Source organism: Streptomyces sp. WAC06614, from assembly GCF_003949795.1.
Taxonomy (GTDB): domain Bacteria; phylum Actinomycetota; class Actinomycetes; order Streptomycetales; family Streptomycetaceae; genus Streptomyces.
Window position 1 is genome coordinate 1 of sequence record NZ_RPRY01000047.1, and the last position, 22,099, is coordinate 22,099.

Consider the following 22,099-nt stretch of genomic DNA (forward strand, 5'->3'; position numbering starts at 1 on the left):
GTGGTGGTCGACGGCAGGGACGGTGGTGGTCGACGGAGGGGCGAAGGGCGAAGGGCGAGGGGCGAGGGGCGAGGGGCCGGAGGCCCGCGGGCGGTGTGGACGGCGGTGCCAGGGGTCGGTGTGGCCGGGCTTCGGTGGTGGGAGGCCTGCCGAGGGGTCAGGCCGGGGCCGGGTTCGTGGGTGCGCCCGGGGCGGAGCCCCCTGCCACGCCCCCGCCTGGGCCGGTGGTCCGGCCGGAGCCGGCCGAGGAGGCCTGGGTGGTGGTGACGGTGAGGCGGTGGGCCGAGGCTGAGGCGGCGCGTTCGTCCGCCGTCGGCGAGAGGGCCACGAAGGCCGAGGTGATGAACAGGTACGAGCCGAGGCCGACCGCCAGCGGGAAGATGAACTGCAGGGCCGTGGCGCCCGGGAGGGCGGCGTCGGAGGGAGTGACGCGGACGGCCACGGACAGCATGCCCGTGTAGTGCATGCTGCTCACGGCCGCGCCCATGACCAGCGAGGCGACGGCCACCGCGGCCGGGGACCTGATGTTCAGCGCGGCCCACAGCGCCGCCGTGGCCGCGACCACGGCGATGACCACGGACAGCCCGACCATGAGTGGGTCGTACGTGATCCGGCCGTGCAACCGCAGTGCGGCCATGCCGAGGTAGTGCATGCTCGCGACGCCGAGGCCGGTGGTGAGGCCGCCGAGGAACAGGGCGCGCCCCCGGCTCGGCCCGTAGCCGACGGCGAACACCCCGGCGCCGACCACCACCACGGCGACGAACAGGCTGAGGACGGTCAGCGGCACGTCGTAGTGGATCTCGGTGCCGGTGACGTGGAAGCCGAGCATCGCGACGAAGTGCATCGTCCAGATCCCGGTGCCGATGGCGGAGGCCGCGGTGACGAGCCAGTTGCGGCGGGAGGGTCCGGTCGCGGCGAGCGCGCGGACGGTGCAGCGCAGCCCGAGGGCGGCGCCCAGCGATGCCATCACGTACGACAGTACGGGGGTCAGCCAGCCGTAGGCGGCGTGGTCCAGGTGTCCCATGGCCCAGGGACGCTAGTCCGGGTGAGGGCGCGAACAAGGGGCGCATTTCGAAAGCTGTTGGAATATGACAGGCAGACGTTCGAGTCCGACGCTTCCGGGCGCACGCCGTGGCATCCGATGTCCGGGATGTCCCGTGAGGTTCCCGCCGCCCGGCCCGGGCGCATGCGGGATCATGGGCGCATGAGCGACGACCCCACACGTGTGCAGGAGTTCTTCGGCGCCCGCGCCGCGGACTGGGACGGCAAGTTCCCGGACGACGGCCCCGCCTACGCCGTCGCCGTCGCGGAGCTCGGGCTGCACCCCGGCGACCGGGTCCTGGACGCGGGCTGCGGTACGGGCCGGGCCCTGCCGCCGCTGCGCGAGGCGGTGGGCCCGGCGGGGACGGTCGTCGGGGCCGACCTCACCCCGCAGATGCTCGCGGAGGCGGTCCGGGCCGGCCGGGACCGGGCCGGGGCCCTGCTGCTCACCGACGTGGGGCGGCTGCCGCTGCGCGACGGCTGCCTCGATGCGGTGTTCGGCGCCGGCCTGATCTCGCACCTGGCCGATCCGCCCGCCAACCTGCGGGAGTTGGCCCGGGTGACCCGGCCCGGCGGCCGGCTGGCGCTGTTCCACCCGGTCGGGCGCGCCGCGCTCGCGGCGCGCCACGGACGGCAGCTCACCCCCGACGACCTGCGGGCCGAGTCCAACCTCCGGCCGCTGCTGGCCGGTTCGGGCTGGGAGCTGACCTCGTACGCCGACGAGGACGCCCGCTTCCTCGCCCTGGCCGTACGCGCGGCACCCCGCGCCTGACGGGTCCGACGCGGGTGGTGCCCACGACGGCGTCGCGGGCTTCTGCGGGGCGGCGTGCGGACCGTCCGTGGCGGCCCCCCCACTCTTCGTGCAGGTGGCGGGCCGGGAAATCCGCCCCCGCCGCCTCTCGACGTGCGGGTTACCGGCTGGTTAGGGTGCGCCGACGAGAGTGCACCAGGAGGTCCCGTGTCCGATGAGGAGGCCGGCGGTTCGCTGTACGTGCTGTCCGCCGTACTGCTGACCCCGGCGCAGTTCCCGAGCGTCCTCGGTGACGACTATCCCGAAGCGTGCGCGCAGCTCGGCGTGGACCCGGTGGCGGAGGGGTACGGGCTGGTCCTGGGCCAGGACGAGGACGGCGCCCGGTGGACGGTGGTCGTGGACGACGTCTCGCTGGTCGCGATCGCCATCGCCTCCTGGGACTGCGGGATGGAGTACGACCTCTCCCCCGACGAGCGCAGCATCGTCGTGTCGCTGGCCGGCTGGCCGCTCGCACTGGCGGTGGCCGCGCCGGGGGTACCGGAGCCGCACGATCCGGAACAGGGCGCGGACGGGACCGGGCGGGTGCCGCTGGCCCCGCCGTCCGCCGACGTCTGGGGGCCGGTGCAGCGGCGGATCGGTGCGGACCAGATCGCGCAGCAGTGGGGCGAGTGGCGGGAGCGGTTCGTGGCCGCCGGGCCGCCCGCCGCGGTGGCGCACACGGGGCTCGAACGGGCGCTGGCCGAGGCCCGGGCGTACGCGGAGGAACCGCCTCCGCCGGGCCGGGTGCGGTCGTCGTTCGCCGGGGACGAGTCCCGGCTGCTCCGGGCGGACGGGCCCGGCTGGTCCCTGGTGGCCCGGACCGACGACATCGCCTTCGTCCTGCTGGACGAGGCACCGAGCACGGTGATTCCCGTGCCGCGGGAGGGCGACGCGGACCTGCCGGGCCTGCTGACGGCCCTGGACGGCGTCGCGGTACGCCCGGCCTGAACCGGGGCGGGGTCGGGGGCCGAAGCCGGGCCGAAGCCGGCCTGGACCTCGTCGGGGCCAGGCCGGGGCGGGGCCGGGCCTCGCGGGGCGGGGCGCCAGGGGGCTTGAGCCGGTGGCGCGGCACGGGTCGCAGCCCCCGGGTGGGTCAGACGCGGGCCAGCGGTACGTGCGGCTCGGCGGGCAGGGTGACCGTGATCGGGTCGCCGGGGCGGACGGTGCCGCCCTGTCGGACCACGCCCATGATCCCGGCCTTGCGGACGATCCGGCCGTCCTCCTCGCGCCCGACCATCTGCTTGAGCAGGCCGTCCTGGAAGGCGTCGATCTGGAGGCAGGGGTTGCGCAGGCCGGTGATCTCGACGACTGCTTCCTCGCCGAGGCGCAGCAGCGTGCCGGTGGGCAGGGACAGCAGGTCGATGCCGACCGTGGTCACGTTCTCCCCGAGCTGGCCCGGGGCCACCGTGAAGCCGGCCCCGCCGACCTCCTCGAACAGCTCGTGGTGGATCAGGTGCACCTGGCGGAGGTTCGGCTGCGTGGGGTCCTGGGCGACGCGCGAGCGGTGCTTGACGGTGACGCCCGCGTGGACGTCGCCCTCCACGCCCAGCCCCGCGAGCAGCGTGATGCTCTCGCGGGTGGGCTTGGTGAAGGAGTACGCGCCGTTGCTGCTCACGGCCAGGACCCGGGCCCCGTCCGCGCGCCGGCCGGCTCCGGCTCCGCCGTCCGCACCACGGTCCGTACCCACGCCCGCGCCCTGCCCTGCACCCGGGCCGCCGCTGCCCGCACCCGCGCCGACGCCCCTGCCCCTGCCCACGGGCGCGCCCGAACCGCTGCCGGTCCCCGTACCCAGACCCATCCGCGTCCGTCCCCCTGTCGCTGCCGCGCGCTAGCGGCCTATCTGCTTCCGTGAGACACCGCGGAGCCGGCGCCGCTGGGACGGGTCCAGCAGCAGGTACGCGGCCAGGGGAACGCCGACCAGGACCAGCAGCCCCGGCCAGAACCCGACCGTCCAGAACAGCACCAGCGCTACCACGACTCCCGCCGCGGCGATCTTTCCGCTCGTCGACATCGTACGGACACCTCCTCCTGCCGCCACCTCGGCCCTCACCCCTGCCAACGCGTGGATCCGGCCGTGCGTTCCCGGCCGGATCCACCCGTCGTTCCCGGCCGAAGGAACGCTTGTCGCGGCCCGGTGCCCCGACGACGATGGCTCGACACCCGCTGGAGGCGGGGCGTTCCGCGCGGCGGACAGGTGATACAGGGGAGGGCGACATGACCGGTCCGTCGGTGGCGCTGCCGGACGGGGTCGACCCGGCCGTGCGGACCCGGGAACTGCGCGGGGCGCACGACGCGTTCACCCGGCACGGACGGGTCCAGCCCCGGGTGCGTTCGGTCATCGCGCAGTCGTGGCGGCGCTGCGCCCGGGCCCGGATCAGCCCCGACTCCACGGCCCGGATCGAGCTGACCGCCCCGGACCTGCACGAGTACCGGGAGGAGCACCCGCTGGCCCGGGTGCTGCCCGTGTTCCGGGAGCTGGTGGGGAGCTACGCCGCCCACCAGGAGCACCTGCTCGCGGTCTGCGACGCCCGCGGCAGCCTGCTGTGGGTCGAGGGCGACTCCGGGACCCTGACCCGCGCCGAGGGCCTCGGTTTCGTCCCGGGCGCCCGCTGGGCGGAGTCCGCGATGGGGACCAACGCGCCCGGCACGGCGATGGCCGTGGGCGCGCCCGTCCAGGTCTTCGGCCCGGAGCACTTCAGCCGCCGGGTGCACCCCTGGACCTGCGCCGCGGCCCCGTTACGGGACCCGCGGACGGGCCAGCTGCTGGGGGCCGTGGACATCACGGGGGGTGACGGACTCGCGCACCCGCACTCGCTGGCGTTCGTCCAGGCCGTGGCCCGGGCCGCCGAGGCCCAGCTCGCACTCCTGGAACCGGCCCCGCCACCGGCCCACGGCACCTTGCACGCGCTGGGCCGGGACGAGGCGCTGCTGGTGCTGGGAGGGCGGCGGCTGCGGCTCGGCCGGCGGCACAGCGAGATCATGGCGCTGCTCGCGCACCGGCCCGAGGGCTGGTCCGGGGAGGAGCTGGCGATCGCGCTCTACGAGGACGAGGCGGTCGCCCCGGTGACCCTGCGGGCCGAGATGTCCCGCCTGCGGACCCTGCTCGGTCCGGGCGTCCTGCTCTCGCGGCCCTACCGCACGGTGGCGCCGCTCCGGGCGGACTTCGCCGCCGTGACCCGCCGGCTGGCCATGGGCGCGGTCCCGGCCGCGCTCACCGGGTACGGAGGCCCGCTGCTGCCCGGTTCCACGGCGCCGGCCGTCGTACGGCTGCGGCACCGGATCGAGGACGCGGCACGGGCCGCCGTGATCGCCCGGGCCGACGCCGGGCTGCTGGCCGACTGGGTGTGCAGCCCCTGGGGCGAGGACGATCCGGCGGCCTGGCAGGCCCTGGCCGACGCCCTGCCCCCGGAGGGCCGCCCGGCCGCGCTGGCCCGCGTACGGGCGCTGGACGCGGAACTGGGCGCCAGGCGTGACACGCGGTCCTGCGCGCCGGCGGCGTCGCCCGGGCAGGCCGCCCCCGGGCCGGCGGCGGCGTCCGGGCCCGCGGCCGCCCCCGAGCCGGCTACCGCCGGCCCGGCGCCGTGCCCGCGCCCGGGTGCGTACCGGTGGCAGGCAACGTATCCGCAACGCGCCCCCTCCTAACCTCGCCACCGCACGTCGTCCGACGGCGGACGGCGCCCGGTCAGGGGAGGACACATGACCCGTTACGCGGCACCCGGCACCGAGGGCGCCCTCATGGCCTACGCGCCCCGGTACGGGCACTTCATCGGCGGCGCGTACGTGGACCCGGTGCGCGGGCAGTGGTTCGCCAACCCCTCCCCCGTCAACGGCCAGGTGTTCACGGAGGTCGCGCGTGGCACGGCGGAGGACGTGGAGCGGGCCCTCGACGCCGCGCACGCGGCGGCGCCCGGGTGGGGCAGGACCTCGGCCGCCGAGCGGGCGGCGGTGCTGCTGCGCATCGCCGACCGGACCGAGCAGCACCTGGAGGCGCTGGCGGTCGCGGAGACCTGGGAGAACGGCAAGCCGATCCGGGAGACGCTGGCCGCCGACCTGCCGTTGGCCGTGGACCACTTCCGCTACTTCGCGGGCGCGCTGCGTGCCCAGGAGGGCAGCCTGAGCGAACTGGACGAGGACACGGTCGCCTACCACTTCCACGAGCCGCTGGGCGTGGTGGCGCAGATCATCCCGTGGAACTTCCCGCTCCTGATGGCCGCGTGGAAGCTGGCCCCGGCGCTGGCGGCCGGCAACACGGTGGTGCTCAAGCCGGCCGAGCAGACTCCGGCCTCGGTGCACTACTGGCTGGGTCTGGTGGCCGACCTGCTGCCGCCGGGCGTGGTGAACGTGGTCAACGGCTTCGGCGAGGAGGCGGGCAAGCCGCTGGCGTCGAGTCCGCGGGTGGCGAAGATCGCGTTCACCGGGGAGACCGCCACCGGGCGGCTGATCATGCGGTACGCCGCGGAGAACCTCAAGCCGGTCACGCTCGAACTGGGCGGCAAGAGCCCGAACCTGTTCTTCGACGACATCTGGGCCGTCGACGACGAGCTGCGGGACAAGGCCCTCGAAGGCTTCGCGATGTTCGCCCTGAACCAGGGCGAGGTGTGCACCTGCCCCTCGCGCGCCCTCGTCGAACGCGGCCGCTACGGCGACTTCCTGGACGCGGCCGTGGCCCGTACGGAGCTGATCGTGCCGGGCCACCCGCTGGACACGGACACGATGATCGGCGCCCAGGCGTCGGAGGAGCAGCTCAAGAAGATCCTGTCGTACCTGGAGATCGGCCGGCAGGAGGGCGCGAAGATCCTGACGGGCGGCCACCGCCAGGAGCTGGACGGCGAGTTGGCGGGCGGCTACTACGTCCAGCCGACCGTCTTCGAGGGCGACAACCGGATGCGGATCTTCCGAGAGGAGATCTTCGGCCCGGTCGTCTCGGTGACCTCGTTCGAGGACTTCGACGACGCGATCCGCATCGCCAACGACACCGCGTACGGTCTGGGCGCGGGCGTCTGGACCCGCGACGTGAACACGGCCTACCGCGCGGGCCGCGCCATCCAGGCGGGCCGCGTCTGGCAGAACACCTACCACGCGTACCCGGCCCACGCGGCCTTCGGCGGCTACAAGCAGTCGGGCATCGGCCGCGAGGGCCACCGGATGATGCTGGAGCACTACCAGCAGACGAAGAACATCCTCTGCAGCTACTCCCCGAAGAAGGTCGGGCTCTTCTGACACCGCCGCCCAACCGCCTCCCCGGCTGCCGGTCCCGGCCGGTGGCGCGGGGGATCTTGGGGGCGGCCCACCACCACCCTGTGAGGAGATCCCGTGCTCGAAGGCTTCGGCGAGGCGCTCGCGGACCGGGAGTACTACCTGCCACTGACCTCCGTGGCCGACCCCGGGCCGCGCTTCGCCCCCAGTGAGGTGCCGGCCGGGCTGCGGGGATCCGGCCAGGGCATCTGGACCGTCTGGGGCGGTGCAGATGCCGGGCTCGTCGGGCAAGGGTGGAAGATCCATGTGTCGGCGCGGCTGGAGCGGGCGCAGCACGTGCTCGACACGGTCGCGCGGATCTGCTTCGCCGAGGGCGTGCCGTTCAAGCACCTCAGTGCCCGGCTGTTCTTCCTGTTCCTGCATCACAAGCACGCCGCGCGGGCCCAGGCGGGCAAGTTCTGCGCCGTCTACCCGCCGGACACCGCGACCGCCCGCCGGCTGCTCGAACGCCTGCGTGAGGCGCTCAACGGCGAGGAGGGGCCGTACGTCCTCACCGACCGGCGCTTCCGTGACTCGCGGACGGTCCACTACCGCTACGGCTCCTTCGACGGTGCCCACAGCCGGCTCCGGGCCGACGGCACCCGGGAGGGGCTGGTGCGCGACGGCTCCGGCCGCCTGGTCGTGGACGCGCGGCTGCCCGCCTTCCAGCTGCCCGCGGGGATCACGGACCCCTTCGTGGAGCAGGAGGAGCCGGCGCACGCGGGCCCGATCCTGATCCGCGACTACGAGGTGACCCGAGCGGTGCGCCTGAGCAACGCCGGCGGCGCCTACCAGGCCCGCGACCGGCGGACCGGCCGCACCGTCTTCCTCAAGGAGGCCCGCGCCCACAACGGCCTGGTCTTCGACGGGACCGACGCGCAGCAGCGGCTGCGGCACGAGCACGAGGTGCTGCGCGCGCTGCACGGGGCCGCCCCCGGGGTGGGTCCGGAGCCGCTGGAGCACTTCACCGAGTGGGAGCACGACTTCCTGGTCACCGAGTACGTCGTGGGGCAGCCGTTGGTGAGCTGGCTGAGCCGGTCCTCCCCGCTGGCCCGCGCCGACCGCACCGCCGAGTCCGTCGCCGCGTACTACGGGGCGTGCCGGCGGCTGCTGGCCGCGCTGGACGCCGCGCTGGAGCGGCTGCACGCCGCCGGCCACCGGTTCGGGGACCTCAGCCTGGGCAACGTCCTGGTCACGCCCTCGGGCGGGGTCCGGCTGGTGGACTTCGAGGCGGCCTCGGCGCTGTCCGCGGCCCCGTCCGGGATGGGCACCCCGGGGTTCACGCCGCCGCCCGGGCTGCGCCGGGCCGACCCCGATCCGCTGCTGCAGGACCGGTACGGCGCGTCGGCGGTCGCGCTCGCCTTCGTGGCGCCGTTCAACGAGATCGCCGAGCACGCACCCGCCAACCTCGCGCTGCTGCGCCACGATCTGGCGGACGTGGCACCGCCGCAGGACCTGTGGCAGCGGGCGACCGCCTTCCACCGGGCCCAGGACCCGGCGACGGGCGAGGGCGACGCCGCGCGCCCGCCCTCCCCCGCGGAGGTGGACGGCGATCCGCGCGGCTGCCTCGCCCGGCTGGCGGGGCAGGTGGCGACGGGCCTGCTGGAGATGGCCGACGCCGGCCGGCCGGAGTGGGTCTTCCCGCCCTCGCCCGAGGCGTTCCGGACCAACTCCGTCTGCCTGGCCTACGGCACGGCCGGGGTGGTGCACGCCCTGCACCGGGCCGGGGCCGCGGTGCCGGAGGAGATCCGCGAACGGCTGCGCCACGACGCGCTGGCGCTGCGCGACGCCCTGCCGCCGGGCCTGCTCGTCGGCTCGGCGGGCATCGCCCGGGTGCTGGCCGACACCGGCCGGCTGGACGAGGCCCTCGACCTGCTCGGGGACGCCGACGGCCACCCGCTCACCGCCGCCTGCGGCACGCTGGCCGGTGGACGGGCCGGGGTGGGACTGGGCTGGCTCGCCCTGCACCGGCTGACCGGCGAGAGCAGCCACCTGGAGCGGGCCGCGGCCGCGGGGCAGGCCCTGCTGGGCGCCCCCGACCTGCCGGCGACGCTCGGTGAGCACGACGCCCGCGGCCTGCTGCACGGACGCTCGGGGGTCGCCCTGTTCCTGCACCGCCTGGCCCGCGAGACCGGCGAGCCCCGGTTCCTGGAGGCGGGCCGCCTGCTGCTCCACCAGGAGCTGGACCGGACCTTCGCCCTGGACGACGGCGCCCTGTCCCTCTCCGACGACGCGCGGCTGACCCGTGCCATGCCGTACCTGGCCACGGGCGCGGCCGGTCTCGCGGCGGTCCTCACCCGCTACGTGGCCACCGCGCCGGACGAGCGCTGCGCCGCGGCGCTGCCGCGACTGGTCGCGGGCATCCGGGTCTCGTGCGCCACGAAGGAGGCGGGGCTGTACCGGGGGCTGGCCGGACTGAGCTGGTTCCTGACCGAGCACGCCGCGCTCACCGGCACGGACGCCGCCCGCGCGGACGCCGTGCGCGCCGCGACCGGCCTGCTGAAGTACGCCGTCCCGTACCGCGGCGGTGTCCGCTTCCTCGGAGCGGGTTCGCAGCGGTTCACCGCCGACCTGTCCAGCGGCGGTGCCGGGGTCCTGCTGGCCCTGCACCGCCTGCTGGACGGCCCGCTCCTGACGGAGCCTCAGCAGGCGCGTCCCCGGCTCCCGGCGGCCGCCTGACGTCGCCTCACCGCGACGTGCTTCCCCCGAACCCCCGGGCCCGACGGCGACCGGCCCCGTGCCCGGGTATGCAAGGACCGACCGATCCACACCCGACCGAAGAGGAGATCACCCATGAGCCAGATCCTCGCGCTCCAGGCCCTGGAGACCGAGCAGGACACCCAGGCCTTCCCGCCCTGCTTCAGCGTCGCCTGGAGCATCAGCGACATCTTCCCCGAGCCGATGTAACGAGCCGGCACCCGTGCGGGCGGAACCGGTGGCCCTGCCACCGGTTCCGTTCCGCTTCCTCCCCGTCGCTGCGTTGTCGGACCGCTCACGTACGCTTCCGGTCACCGCCCACCGACCAGGAGGAACAGGACCCTTGACCGGCTCGTTCGCCTACCCGCTGCCCTTCCAGTCGTCCCGCTCCCCGGCGTTCGCTACACCCCGGACGCTGCGGGAGCTCGCCATGATCCAGTGCAGTGCCCAACTGCGGGCCAAGCCGGGGTGGTTCGACAAGTTCGAGGACGCCGGCATCGTCGCACGCTGGACGCAGGAGGCACTCGACCAGGGACTGACCGAGGCGCAGATCCGGTACGTGCTGGCCGAACTCGCGCACTACGCCGCGCTGCGGGACGCCCGGACCGGGATCGAGGTGTCCGCCGTCGACGGGGTGTGGCAGTCGGACGCGCTGGTCGACGACGGGCTCAGGGACCGGCTGCGTGAGGCGGTGCGGGTGCTGGAGGAGGTCCCCGAAGCGGAGCGGGACTGGCATCCCGGGTCCGACGGACAGGTGCTGGACCTGGTGCACCCCTCGCTGTTCTGCCTGGTGAGGGAGGCCAGTGGCGGGCCCGAGGAGGCCTGGCGGAATCCGACGAAGTCCTATGCCCGGCACGAGTTCTCGGAGAAGTTCCAGTGGCTGCCCACGGAGGTCGACGTCAGTGACGACGGCGCCGTGGCCTTCCGTTCGTACGTCAACAACGTGCACCCCGAACGGCACGGCGCCCTGGCCGCCGTCCTGCCGGAGCTGTTCGCCCGCATGCTGCCCCTGCTGGAGAACGTCCTCACCGATCTGCGCCACCCGAGGCCGCTGCGCATCGAGGCCGATCCTTACGGGTGGTACGACGCGGAGCCGGAGTATCCGGCCAGGTCCTCCTACAGCGACGACGCGGCCTACAAGGAGGCCCGCCGGGTGTGGGAGCAGGCCTACGAGGGCTGGTGGGAGAACCGCCGGCCGGTCGTCCCGGACGCCCCGGTCTTCACCCCGCCCGAGGTGCCCGACGCATCCGGCCGGGTCGACCTGCGCGGCCGCCGTCTCCAGGTCATCGTCAAGCTCGCCACGATCCACCTCACGCCGGAGAAGCCGGAGTACGCCGGCGGTTCCTGGCACGTCGAGGGCATGCTGAACGAGCGGATCGTCTCGACCGGCCTGTACTACTGGGACAGCGAGAACATCACCGAGAGCCGGCTGAGCTTCCGGGCGGCCCTCGACGACCTGGACTACGAGCAGAACGACGACCAGGGGGTGCGGGAGGTGTACGGGCTGGAGGACGAGGACGCGCTGAACCAGGTGCTGGGCTCCGCGTCGACCCCGGCGGGCCGCTGCCTGGCGTTCCCGAACGCGCTGCAGCACCGGGTGGGGCCGTTCCGCCTCGCCGACGCCACCCGCCCCGGGCACCGCAAGATCCTCGCGTTCTTCCTGGTCGACCCGGAGGAGCGGATCGTCTCGACGTCCGACGTGCCGCCGCAGCAGCCGTGGGCGCCGACGTCGACCATGACGCTGGAGCAGGCGAAGGCCTACCGGGAGCAGCTCATGCAGGAGCGCAAGTTCTTCGTGGACGAGCACAACGAGCAGCTCTACGAGCGGGAGTTCTCCCTCTGCGAGCACTGAGCGTCCGCCCTCCGGGTGCGGAGGGTCGGGTGCGAGTGAACCATGGGGGGTGTGGACGATTTCGACGTCGTCGTCGTCGGGTCGGGGTTCGGCGGGTCCGTCACCGCGTTCCGGCTGGCCGAGGCCGGACTGCGGGTGTGCCTCCTGGAGCGGGGGAAGCCGTTCCCGCCGGGATCCTTCCCCCGCGACCCCCATGAAGCCGCGAAGAACTTCTGGGACCCGGACTCCCGGCTGTACGGGATGTACGACCTGTGGAGCTTCTCGAAGCTCGACGCGCTGGTGTGCAGCGGGCTGGGCGGCGGATCGCTGATCTACGCGAACGTGCTGATCCGCAAGCCGGAGAGCTGGTTCGTGCACGAGGCGTTCGACGGCGGGTACGAGAACTGGCCGGTCACCCGCGCCGAGCTCGATCCGCACTACGACCGCGTCGAGCGCATGATGGGGGCGCAGCGCTACCCGTTCGAGGTGGCGCCGTACCGGGACACGCCCAAGACCCTCGCGATGCAGGAGGCGGCCGCCCGGCTGGGGCTGCCGTGGGAGCTCCCGCTGCTGGCGGTCTCCTTCGGGGACCCGCCCGTGCCGGGCGCGCCCATCGAGGGCGGCGAGGACAACCTGCACCACAGCCCCCGCACCACCTGCCGGCTCGTCGGCGAGTGCGACGTGGGCTGCAACTCCGGCAGCAAGAACAGTCTGGACTTCACCTACCTCAGCGCCGCCGACCGGCTCGGGGCGGAGATCCGGACCCTGTGCGAGGTCCGCTCCTTCGAGCGGACCTCGCAGGGCTTCCTGGTCTCCTACGTCGCACACGGCGACCCGGGCCCGGGCGCGGAGCCCCGGGATCCGCATGCCCCGCCCGTGCGGCGCACGATCAGGAGCCGGCGGCTGGTCCTGTCCGCCGGAACACTGGGCACCGGCTACCTGCTGCTGCGCAACCGCAGCGCCTTCCCCGGGCTGAGCCCGGCGCTGGGCAGCCGCTTCTCCGGGAACGGCGACTTCCTCGGCATGGTGTTCAAGGCCCGCCGGCCGCACCCGGACCGGCCCGGGGAAACGGTCCCGCGCCTGCTCGAACCGAGCTTCGGCCCGGTCATCACGAGTGCGATGTTCATGGACCGCAGGGAGGACGGCGACGCCCCCGTCCGGGGCTTCTACATCGAGGACGCCGGATACCCGGAGTTCCTCAACTGGCTCGTCGAGCACAACGTCCTCACCCTGTCCCACCGGGTCGGCCGGTTCCTGCTGCGGCGGGGCTGGTCGCAGCTGACCCGGACCGCCAAGAGCCGGGTGGGCCGGCAGGTGGGCGAGGCCCTGGGCAAGGGGCTGCTCACGGCGACGTCCATGCCGCTGCTCGGGATGGGCCGGGACGTCCCCGACGGCCGGATGTTCCTGCGGGACGGTCACCTGGACCTCGACTGGCGGCCGGCCGCCTCCGACCGGTACTTCCGCCAGATGAACGCGACCATGCAGCGCGTGTCGCACAGCCTGGGCGGGGGCTACGCCTCGAACCCCCTGTGGTGGCTCAACCGCCTGATCACCGTGCACCCCGTGGGGGGCGCGCCGATGGGGCGCACCGCCCGCGAGGGCGTGGTGGACCCCTTCGGGCGGGTGTACGGCTGTCCGGGGCTGTCGATCGCCGACGGCTCGGTCCTGCCGGGGCCCGTGGGCCCCAATCCCTCCCTCACGATCGCGGCGCTGGCGGACCGCTCGGCCGAGCGCATCGTCGAGGACCACCGGCGCAACCCCACGAGGCCCTCATGACGACCCCGCGCAGATCCCTCGTCCTCGCCGGTGGCGGGCTGAAGGTGGCCTTCCAGGCGGGCGTCCTCCAGGTGCTGCTCGACGAGGCCGAGCTGCGGTTCGACCACGTCGACGGCGCCAGTGGGGGCGTGTTCAACCTGGCGATGTACTGCCAGGGGATGTCCGGGCGCCGGATCGCCGACAACTGGCGCACCCTCTCCCCGCTCAAGGGCGTCTCCCCGAACTGGCGCGAACTGCCGAAGGGCCCGTACGCCCGGTCCCTGTTCACCATGGACGGATACCGGCGCCACGTCTTCCCCGGCTGGGGGCTGGACTGGGAGAAGATCCGGGCCACCGACCGCGAAGCCACCTTCAACCTCTACGACTTCACCTCCAACGAGCTGGAGCCGGTGCCGGCCTCCCGGATGGACGAGGACCGCCTCTGCGCCGGGGTGGCGCTGCCCATGTGGTTCCCGTCGGTCGTCCTCGACGGGAAGACGTACATCGACCCGGTCTACCTCACCGACGGAAACGTCGAGGAGGCGATCCGGCGCGGCTGCGACGAACTGTGGATCGTCTGGACGGTCAGTCGGCGGGGCCGCTGGCGGGACGGCTTCGTCGCCCACTACTTCCAGATCATCGAGGCTGCGGCCAACGGCCAGTTGCAGCACTGGCTGCGCCGGATCGAGGCCAGCAACGCCGCCGAGCGCGAGGGGGGCCGGGGAGAGTTCGGGCGCGTGATCGACGTCCGGCTGCTGAGCGCCGAGGTCCCGCTGAACTACCTGATCAATGTCGGCCGGGACCGCTTCGCCCAGGCCGTGGAGCTCGGGGTGCACCACGCCCGCCGGTGGTGCACGGCCCAGGGGATCCCGTGGCGGCCCGTCCCCCTTGAGGACCGTCCCGGCACCGACCGCCCCGCCCGCCTGCGGTTCTCCGAACGGATGGTCGGCCGGGTCGCCTTCGGCGCGCACGCGACCGAGGAACCGTCCCCCGGGCAGGGCGGCGCGGCGACCGCCGACCTGGTTTTGCACCTGACCGTCGAGGTCGCGGACATGGACCGCTTCCTCGTCGACCCCGACCACGAGGCCGCGCTGCGCGGCGAGATCGTCTGCCAGGAACTGGGCGGGCGCCTCCCCGTCGAACGAGGGACCTTCCAGCTCTTCGTGCAACGACCCGACCCCGCCCACCTGCAGATGTGCTACCGGCTGTTCTTCTCCGACCGGGCCGGCCACCGGCTCACGCTCAGCGGGCACAAGGACGTCGACGAGGACTCCCGCCGCGGTGTCTGGAAGGACACCTCCGTCCTGCACACCCGCATCCTCCGTGGCCATGTCGACGCCGACGCCGAGTCCGGGGCCGAGCAGGTGGCCGCGGGAGCCGTGCACATCCGGCCCGCCGACTTCCTCAAACAGCTCACCACCTTCCGGGTCGAAGCGGCTACCCTGCCGGGCAGGATCACCACGCTGGGGCGCTTCGGGCAGTTCTTCGCCGGCAAACTGTGGGACGTGTACGCGCAGGACGTCCTGCCCTGGTCACCGCTGTGACACCACCCGGGCCCACGGAGGAGCCATTGGACGTCCAGGATCTGCGCCGGCACGCGGCGGCGCTCCTGTTCACCCCGCAGGAGCCGGTGCGCTGGATGGCACCGAAGGAACTGGCCCGGACGGCCGTCAAGGTCGGGCTGGCGGCCGTGTTCGCCGACTACGCGGACAAGCGTGAGATCCAGGGCGCCCTCCAGGCCGACCTGCTGCGGGCCCCCTCGGCGGACCCCGACGCCGAGGAGATCTGGATCGACTTCGCCGCCGACCTCGGCGACGGCTTCGAGTCGACGTACTCGCTGGCGTCCGTGCTGGCGGCGCCCGCGCTCGACGTGGCCGGGGCCGGCGCCCCGCTGCCCCGCGGCTCGCTGCTCGTGCTCGGTGGGGACCAGGTGTACCCGGTGGCGTCGACGACGGCGTACGAGGACCGGATGAAGGGCCCCTACCGCGCGGCGCTCCCCTCCGCACCGGACCGGCCGCTGATGGTCGTCCTGCCGGGCAACCACGACTGGTACGACGGACTCACCGCCTTCCTGCGGATGTTCGCCCAGGGGCGGCCCATCGGCGGCTGGGAGACCCGGCAGACCCGTTCCTACTTCGCCGTGGAACTGCCCGGGCGTTGGTGGCTCGTCGGCCTGGACAGCCAGCTCGGCTCCTACTTCGACGATCCTCAGCTGCGGTACTTCGAGTCCACGCTCTCGCCGCGGCTGCGGCCGGGCGACAGCGTGATCGTCTGTTCCGCCGCGCCCACCTGGGTGAAGACCGAGGAGGACCCCAACGCCTTCAACTCCCTGCACTGGTTCGACCGGAACATCGTCCGGACCCGGGTCGACCGGTCGACCGGGGAACGCACCGCGACGGGTGCGTCGATCCGGCTGTGGCTGACCGGGGACAAGCACCACTACGCGCGCTACGCGGAACGGCTGCCCGAGGACCCGGCCGGCTCGGGGGAAGGCGACGGCGAGGGTGAGGGAGTCGGCGGCGGTGCCGCGGGCGGGCCGCCGGCCGCGGACCCCCGGCGGCGCCAGATGGTGACGTGCGGTCTGGGCGGGGCGTACCTGGCGGCCACGCACCGGCTCCCGGCCGTCCTGACGCTGCCGCCGGCCGCCTCGCGGATGCGGGAGAAGGACGACCCGCCGCCGCTGTTCGACCGCGCCCCCCGCACGTGCCCGGACGCGCAGGAGTCCCGCGCCCTCGCCCGCGGGATCGCCACGCCCTGGTCACGGCACTGGCTCCCGCGGCGCAACCCGGGGTTCGCCGTGCTGGCCGGGGCGGTCCAGCTGGTGCTCGTGCTGCTGGTGAGCGGCGTGTTCGCGCTCGCCGAGGGCCGGCGCCATCCGGTCGACGCGGTGCGCCACGCCGGCCCGGACGAGCTGCTCGCCCTGCTGTGCACCGCCGCCGCCTTCTTCGTCCTGCCGTTCGTCCTCGGCTGGGCGGGCGGGCTGCTGCGTGGCCGGCGGCCCCGGGCGCCGTCGGGCCCGTTCGCGGCCGTGCTGTTCCAGCTGGCGGTCGCGGTCGTGGCGCTGGGCCTGGGCGTCGCCGTGGCCGGACTCGTCCCCGCCGGGTGGCACGGGTTCTGGATCCTGCTGATTCTGCTGGTCGTCGGGGCCCTGACGGGGGCCGTGCTCGGCTCCCAGCTGTTCGCCCTGTGGGTGCTGTGCACGGACCGGGGGCAGGTCGCCGAATGGCAGATGTCCGGGCAGTCGATCGACGACCGCACGGGATTCGTACGGATGCACATCGCCCGGGACGGCACGCTCACCCTGCACCCCCTGGTCCTCGACGGCACCTGCCGGGACTGGCGCCTCGAAGAGGTCGCGGACCCGACGGCGGCGTGGCTGCGGCCGGTCCCCGCGGAACTCCTCACCGTACGGCCCGTCGAGGAGCCCGTGGTGATCGCCCCGACGCAGGTGCCATGAGGCTCGTCGCGCCGGCTCAGGCGTCGCGGAACGTGGTGAGCACCGCCGCGTGGTCGGAGGGCCAGTCGTTGGCGGCCACGTCCGGCCACGGGGCGATGTGGCCCGTGGCCACGGTGGTGGGGTCCAGGACCGTGGGGCGGGCGCCCGCGTGCAGGACGGAGTCGATGCGGTCCTGCGGCTCCGGGCGGCCGCTGCCGTCCTTGTGGAGCGGGTGGGCCGGGGACCAGGTGGTGCCGGGGACGGCCACCGGGTCCGGGTGGGCCTCGCGGAAGGAGTCGCGCAGGCCGGCCCGTTCGACGGCGCGGGAGACCGGCCGGTCCACCGGGCCGTGCCCCTCGTGCAGCACGGCGGCGGGCACGGTCCAGTCCAGGTGCGAGGGGGCGTTGAAGTCGCCGACCAGCACCACCGGGGTACGGTCGGCCGCGGCGAGGTCGGGGGCCATCGCGGCGAGGACCTCCTCGATCTCGCGGACCCGACCCGACTGCGCCTCGCGGGCGCGGAGTTCGTGCGCGGCCAGGCCCGCGAAGCAGGGGTCGGCGTCGTAGGGGCCGTACGGGGTGTGGTTGAGGTGGGCCGCCCACAGCACCGGCTCGTGCGGGGTGCCGTCGGGGTGGCCGTCGAGCCGGATGCGGGCGCCGGCCGCGCCGTAGAAGCCGACGTCGGGGTCGCCCTGGGTGCCGGTGACGGGGTGGCGGCTGAGGATCGCCAGGTTCTCCCCGGCCCGGTGGTGGAACCAGCCGAGGGCCTCGGCGAGTTCGGGCCCGGCGTGCACGGCGGTCTCCTGCAGGCCCACGACGTCGGCGTCGGCGGCCAGCAGGGCCCGCAGCCGCCCCGACTGGCTCACGGTCCACGTCGACGGCACCCTCTCCGGAGTGCCGGAGGACGCGGCGGCGGGCGGCCCCGAAGAGCACTCCGGGGCCACCGTCACGGCGGTCGACGCGCACGGCGCCACCGCCGAACTCACCGCTTTCCGCAGCCGGACGGGCCGAGCAGCGCGAGCAGTTCGCCCGGGCGCACCGTCAGGTCGAGTCCGTCCAGGGCGGTGGTGGTGCCGAACGAGCGGCGCAGGCCGCGCAGTTCGACGGTGGCCGCGGACCGGTCCACGGCGGCGGCCGGGGCGGGCGCGGAGGCGGTGAGGCTCATGAAGGGTGTCATTTCCGGTCGGTGGTGGAGGAGGTGCGGCGGCCGCCGCCGAAGCCGGCGAGGAGCAGGAGCAGCAGCCAGGTCACCAGCAGGCTCGTGACGGAGACCGCCACCGACATCTGGGCCTGGGCGCCGCTGATGTCGACGATCCAGACGGCGAACGGCCGGAAGCCGAGCAGCTGGGCGATGGTGAACTCGCCGAGCACCAGCGCCGGCGTGAGGAACGCGGCGTTGAGCAGGGCCCCGCGCAGGTTCGGCAGCACCGCCCTGAACAGGGCCCGCGGCATGCTCGCCCCGCAGCTTCGGGCAGCCTCCACCAGGGTGCGTACGTCGATGGCGCGCAGACCCGCGTCCAGGGCCCGGTGGACGAACCGCAGGGCCGTGACCACGTACGCGAGGACGAGGGCCACGGGAAAGTCGGGGTTCTGGACGGCCACGAAGGTCTGGAAGAGCGGGGTGCGGGAGAGGTGCTCGGGCCCCACTTCAGCACGGTGCCGATGCCGGCCACGAAGGCGGTGGGCGGGACGACCGGCGGCAGCGAGCAGACCACCTCGACGACGAGCCGCAGCTTCGGTGCGGACAGCCGCAGCGCGACCGTGGCGGGGACCATCAGCAGCAGTCCTGCGCGTGCGCGGCCTGGACGGCGAGCCGGTGCTGCTGGAGCGGACCGCGTACGCGGGCTGGATCGCCCCGGTCGTCGAGCGCATCGAGCCGGACTGCCCGTCGGTGACGCAGCGTCTGCTGGACGACACGGGGCTGGTGTTCGCGTACGGCGAGCACCTCATCGACGCGGTCGCGGCCGGCGCCCGGGACGCCGAACTGCTCGACGTGCGCCGGACCAGCCCGCTGCTGCGGGTGCGCCGGATGACCACCACCCGCGAGGGCCGCCCGGTGGAGTGGTCCGACGACCGCTACCGCTCGGACGCGGTCAGCTTCAGCGTGCACAACTCCATCGGCAACAACGCCCTGGCCCGGCGCACCGGCCCGGCCCTCACGGACGCCTGACCCGGGCCCCCGCGCGGGGGCCCGGGCCGTTCGTCAGTGGCCGGGGGCCATCTCGTAGGCGCCGGACAGCGCCTCGACGCGGGCCCAGACGCGGGCCGCCCGGGCCTCGTCGACGACCGGGCGCCGGACCGCGCCGAGGGCCCAGCGCTGCTGCTCCTCGGTGGCCGAGTCCTTGCCGTGCAGCTCGACGGCGTGCCCGGAGAAGTCGCGGACGAGGACGGCGAACAGCTCGTCGAGGACGTCCCGGTCCAGGTCCGTCCGGTGGGCCTGCTCCAGGATGAGCTGGGCGTGCACGACGAGCGCGAAGAGCTGGCCCACGGACAGCAGGAAGTCCAGGTCACGGCCCTGCTGCTCGTCGGGGGCCATGGTGGCGACGAACGTGCACAGGGCGTCGGCCTGCTCGCGGAACCGGGCCACGTTGGGCACCTCGGCGTACGCGTCGAAGGCGGGCCGCCAGTCGTGGAAGCGTACGGAACCCAGGCCGCGGGCCGGGCCCTGGCGGAAGAGGAAGTCGTCGTCGGCCGCGTCGAGGCGGGTCGGGACGGCCGGGTACGCGACCGGCTCCAGCAGGTGGTTGCGCATGAACTTGAGGATCAGCGCGAGGTTGACGTGGACCGTGCCCTCCAGCTTGGGCAGGCCGCGGATCTCGACGGCCGCCTGGGCGAAGTAGTTGTCCTTCTCGAAGCCCTTGGCGGCGATGACGTCCCACATGAGGTCGATGACCTTCTCGCCCTCGGTGGTCACCTTCATCTTCGTCATCGGGTTGAAGAGGAGGTAGCGGCGGTCCTCGGGACCGGCGGAGCGGAAGTAGTCCACGGCGCGGTCGCTGAACAGCTTCATGCCGACCAGCCGGACGTAGGCGTCGGCCAGCTCGCGGCGCACGTGCGGGAAGGCGGTGACCGGGCGGCCGTACAGGATCCGGTTGTGGGCGTGGGTGACGGCCTCGTACATCGCGTGCTCGCAGATGCCGATGGAGGCGGTGCACAGGTTGAACTTGCCGACGTTGACGGTGTTCAGGGCGGCGTCGAAGGCGGCCCGGCCGGTGTGCAGGACGTCGGCGGCGGAGACGGGGTAGTCCTCCAGGCGGAACTCGCTCACGTACTTGGAGGAGTCGACGACGTTCTTGACCAGGTGGTAGTTCGGGTGGCGGCTGTCGGCCGCGAAGAACACGTACGCGTCCGGGCCCTCCAGGTCGGTGCGGCGGCCGAAGACGGACACCAGGCCGGCGGCGTTGCCGTTGCCGATGTAGTACTTGGAGCCGGTGGCGCGGAAGCCGCCCTCGCCGTCGGGCTCCAGCAGCATGTCGGTGGAGTAGATGTCGGCGCCATGGGTCTTCTCGGACAGGCCGAAGGCGAAGACCTCGCCCTGGGCGAGGAGTTCGGCGGCCCGCTCCCGGGCGGCGGCGTTGTCGCTCTGCCAGACCGGGCCGAGGCCGAGGATGGTCACCTGCCAGGCGTACCAGTAGTCCAGGCCGTAGAAGCCGAATATCTCGTTGAGGGCGGCGATCCGGGCGGTGTCCCAGCGCTGGTCCTTCTCGCCCGCGGCGGAGGCCGGGGTGAGGAAGGTGGCGAACAGCCGCTCCTCGGCCGCGAAGGCGAGGAAGTCGCCCAGCCAGGCGCGGGACCGGTAGTCCTCGATCAGCCGGCGCTTGCCGCGGGCCTCGAACCAGTCGACCGTGGCGCGCAGCAGCCGGCGGGTCTCCGGGTCGAAGTGTGCCGGGTCGTAGGTACGCGGGTTGAACAGGAGGGCGTCGGCCATGGGAGGTCCGCCTTTCCGGGGTACGAGGGGTGAACAGGGATCCTGGCCGGGAACTCGGCCAGGGATCTCGATCGGAGATCTTGGTCAGGGATCGTGGTCAGGGATCTCGGTCAAGGGCCCCGGTCGGGAACCACGGGGAGCGGGCGCGGCCGGGTTCACGCCGGGGCGTCCGGCGAGGACGGGCCGCCGAGCCTGCGCAGGGTGGCCAGGACGTCGTCGAGCCAGGCGAGGGTCATCCGCTCGTAGGCGATGCCGCCGCGCAGCACGACGTGCTGGAGCTCCTGGCCGGCGTCGAGCGGGGCGGGGGCGTCCGGGCCGGTGAAGTCGCGGTGCTCACCGGCGAGGTAGCGGGCGAGCCGGTCGCTGTGCGCCCGGTGGTGCCGTTCGACCTCGCCGATCAGCGCGGCCGGGTCGTCGAACGCCGCCCCGCGGATCTTGACGGCCAGGTCGTGGCGCATGCTCTCGGGCTCGATGGGCTCGTGCAGCCAGGCGGCGAGGGCGGCGCGGCCGGGGGCCGCGACGGAGTACTCCTTCTTGTCCGGCCGGCCCTGCTGCGGCACGTCGCGGACGGCGAGCAGGCCGTCGGCCTCCATCCGCTTGAGCACGCGGTAGATCTGCTGGTGGGTGGCGGTCCAGAAGTGCCCGATGGACCGCTCGAACCGCCGGGCCAGCTCGTAGCCCGAGCCGGGCTGCTCCAGCAGGGAGACGAGGATCGCGTGGTCGAGCGCCATGCCCCCGATCCTGCTATGCAACTCGTTGCATAGACAAGCGCCCACACCGTGGTGAGACGCGCCTCACGGTCGTGCCCGGGGCCGGGCCCGGCGCCGGAGGGACTACCGGGCGGCGCAGCGCCAGTCCCGGACCATGGCCTCGACGTCGAACGGCTCCAGCCGCAGCGGCGGTCCCGGGGGCGGCCGGCGGAGTGCGGCGGCGATCTTCTCGTTGACCGCGGTGAGGATCTCCCGGACCCGCGCCTCGGTCCGGGCCCGCGCGACCGCCTCGACCGCGTCCTCGGCCTCCTTGCGCAGGGCGAGCGCGGGCGGGAGCACGCTGACGCCCTCGCGGTGCAGCTTCTGCCGGACCCACCACAGGTCGTCGTAGGGGGCGGTGTCGTCGGGGAGCGGCTTGCCGAAGCCCGGCAGGTTGCGGAAGTCGCCCCGCTCGGCGGCCTCGCGGATCTGCTTGTCCACGAACGACTCGAAGCTGACCCCCGGGGGTTTGCGCTCCGTCATGCCTCCAGCCTACGGGGGCCGCCCCGCCCGGCGCGGCGATACCGCCCGGCGCAGGAGCCACTGCCGGTCAGGTCCATGACCTCGGCCCGGCTGTACGCGCCGCAGCGGACCTCGACACCGCGCGGGCCCTCTGCGCCGTCCGCCGGAAGCTCGGC

At 74.0% G+C, this 22,099-nt stretch carries 15 protein-coding genes and 4 pseudogenes; 10 read left to right on the forward strand and 9 right to left on the reverse strand.

Going from position 1 to position 22,099, the window contains the following annotated elements; all coding sequences use genetic code 11:
- Window positions 1-157: 157 nt before the first annotated feature.
- Window positions 158-1,024 (reverse strand): MHYT domain-containing protein, encoded by an 867-nt coding sequence (locus EF918_RS09475; RefSeq protein ID WP_125643711.1) that lies wholly within the window; start codon window positions 1,022-1,024, stop codon window positions 158-160.
- Window positions 1,025-1,204: 180 nt separating this feature from the next.
- Between EF918_RS09475 and EF918_RS09480 the strand changes: the two genes are divergently transcribed.
- Together EF918_RS09480 and EF918_RS09485 are read left to right on the forward strand one after the other, a co-directional pair.
- A complete protein-coding gene (locus tag EF918_RS09480) occupies window positions 1,205-1,813 on the forward strand; it encodes a class I SAM-dependent methyltransferase (RefSeq protein ID WP_125643714.1) in 609 nt (202 codons plus the stop codon).
- Between the two features lie 186 nt (window positions 1,814-1,999).
- Window positions 2,000-2,779, forward strand: a complete 780-nt coding sequence (locus EF918_RS09485; RefSeq protein ID WP_125643716.1) for a hypothetical protein — start codon at window positions 2,000-2,002, stop codon at window positions 2,777-2,779.
- A 145-nt stretch (window positions 2,780-2,924) separates the two neighbouring features.
- Here the strand turns inward: EF918_RS09485 and EF918_RS09490 are convergent, their stop codons facing one another.
- Both EF918_RS09490 and EF918_RS09495 read right to left on the reverse strand, forming a co-directional pair.
- Entirely contained in the window at window positions 2,925-3,452 is a 528-nt protein-coding gene (locus EF918_RS09490; protein WP_125643755.1) for an MOSC domain-containing protein, read from the reverse strand.
- Between the two features lie 207 nt (window positions 3,453-3,659).
- Window positions 3,660-3,842, reverse strand: coding sequence for a hypothetical protein (locus EF918_RS09495; protein ID WP_125643718.1), 183 nt, complete (start codon window positions 3,840-3,842; stop codon window positions 3,660-3,662).
- A gap of 203 nt (window positions 3,843-4,045) precedes the next feature.
- Here EF918_RS09495 and EF918_RS09500 point away from each other — a divergent pair, with 203 nt between their 5' ends.
- The 7 genes from EF918_RS09500 to EF918_RS09530 all read left to right on the forward strand — a co-directional run bounded on the left by EF918_RS09500 (window position 4,046) and on the right by EF918_RS09530 (window position 16,806).
- Window positions 4,046-5,473, forward strand: coding sequence for a GAF domain-containing protein (locus EF918_RS09500; protein WP_221889700.1), 1,428 nt, complete (start codon window positions 4,046-4,048; stop codon window positions 5,471-5,473).
- Window positions 5,474-5,527: 54 nt separating this feature from the next.
- Window positions 5,528-7,051: an aldehyde dehydrogenase family protein gene (locus EF918_RS09505; RefSeq protein WP_125643720.1), complete on the forward strand. Its 1,524-nt coding sequence runs from the start codon at window positions 5,528-5,530 to the stop codon at window positions 7,049-7,051.
- 93 nt (window positions 7,052-7,144) lie between these two features.
- Window positions 7,145-9,745: a class III lanthionine synthetase LanKC gene (gene lanKC / locus EF918_RS09510; RefSeq protein WP_125643722.1), complete on the forward strand. Its 2,601-nt coding sequence runs from the start codon at window positions 7,145-7,147 to the stop codon at window positions 9,743-9,745.
- Between the two features lie 361 nt (window positions 9,746-10,106).
- Window positions 10,107-11,615, forward strand: a complete 1,509-nt coding sequence (locus EF918_RS09515; RefSeq protein WP_125643724.1) for a DUF4246 domain-containing protein — start codon at window positions 10,107-10,109, stop codon at window positions 11,613-11,615.
- Window positions 11,616-11,666: 51 nt separating this feature from the next.
- Window positions 11,667-13,370 (forward strand): GMC oxidoreductase, encoded by a 1,704-nt coding sequence (locus EF918_RS09520; RefSeq protein ID WP_221889701.1) that lies wholly within the window; start codon window positions 11,667-11,669, stop codon window positions 13,368-13,370.
- Window positions 13,367-14,893, forward strand: a complete 1,527-nt coding sequence (locus tag EF918_RS09525) for a patatin-like phospholipase family protein (protein ID WP_125643728.1) — start codon at window positions 13,367-13,369, stop codon at window positions 14,891-14,893. Before EF918_RS09520 ends, EF918_RS09525 begins: the two co-directional genes overlap by 4 nt.
- Before the next feature lie 26 nt (window positions 14,894-14,919).
- On the forward strand, window positions 14,920-16,806 hold the full coding sequence (locus tag EF918_RS09530; RefSeq protein ID WP_125643730.1) for a metallophosphoesterase: 1,887 nt from the start codon (window positions 14,920-14,922) through the stop codon (window positions 16,804-16,806).
- A gap of 16 nt (window positions 16,807-16,822) precedes the next feature.
- On the opposite strand, the pseudogene EF918_RS09535 reads toward EF918_RS09530, so the two are convergent.
- The 3 pseudogenes from EF918_RS09535 to EF918_RS09545 all read right to left on the reverse strand — a co-directional run.
- Window positions 16,823-17,635, reverse strand: a pseudogene (locus tag EF918_RS09535) (endonuclease/exonuclease/phosphatase family protein); the annotation flags it as partial.
- A 137-nt stretch (window positions 17,636-17,772) separates the two neighbouring features.
- Window positions 17,773-17,949: pseudogene (locus EF918_RS09540) on the reverse strand (spermidine/putrescine ABC transporter ATP-binding protein); the annotation flags it as partial.
- Between the two features lie 8 nt (window positions 17,950-17,957).
- Window positions 17,958-18,568 (reverse strand): annotated as a pseudogene (locus tag EF918_RS09545) (ABC transporter permease); the annotation flags it as partial.
- Here EF918_RS09545 and EF918_RS09550 point away from each other — a divergent pair.
- Window positions 18,568-18,954 (forward strand): annotated as a pseudogene (locus tag EF918_RS09550) (GntR family transcriptional regulator); the annotation flags it as partial. The pseudogenes EF918_RS09545 and EF918_RS09550 sit on opposite strands and share 1 nt — an antisense overlap.
- A 33-nt stretch (window positions 18,955-18,987) precedes the next feature.
- Here the strand turns inward: EF918_RS09550 and EF918_RS09555 are convergent.
- The 3 genes from EF918_RS09555 to EF918_RS09565 form a co-directional block, all read right to left on the reverse strand.
- Window positions 18,988-20,712: an acyl-CoA dehydrogenase family protein gene (locus EF918_RS09555; protein ID WP_125643734.1), complete on the reverse strand. Its 1,725-nt coding sequence runs from the start codon at window positions 20,710-20,712 to the stop codon at window positions 18,988-18,990.
- Window positions 20,713-20,867: 155 nt separating this feature from the next.
- Window positions 20,868-21,443 (reverse strand): PadR family transcriptional regulator, encoded by a 576-nt coding sequence (locus tag EF918_RS09560; RefSeq protein ID WP_125643736.1) that lies wholly within the window; start codon window positions 21,441-21,443, stop codon window positions 20,868-20,870.
- Window positions 21,444-21,545: 102 nt separating this feature from the next.
- Window positions 21,546-21,944: a DUF1992 domain-containing protein gene (locus tag EF918_RS09565; RefSeq protein ID WP_125643738.1), complete on the reverse strand. Its 399-nt coding sequence runs from the start codon at window positions 21,942-21,944 to the stop codon at window positions 21,546-21,548.
- Between the last annotated feature and the right edge of the window lie 155 nt (window positions 21,945-22,099).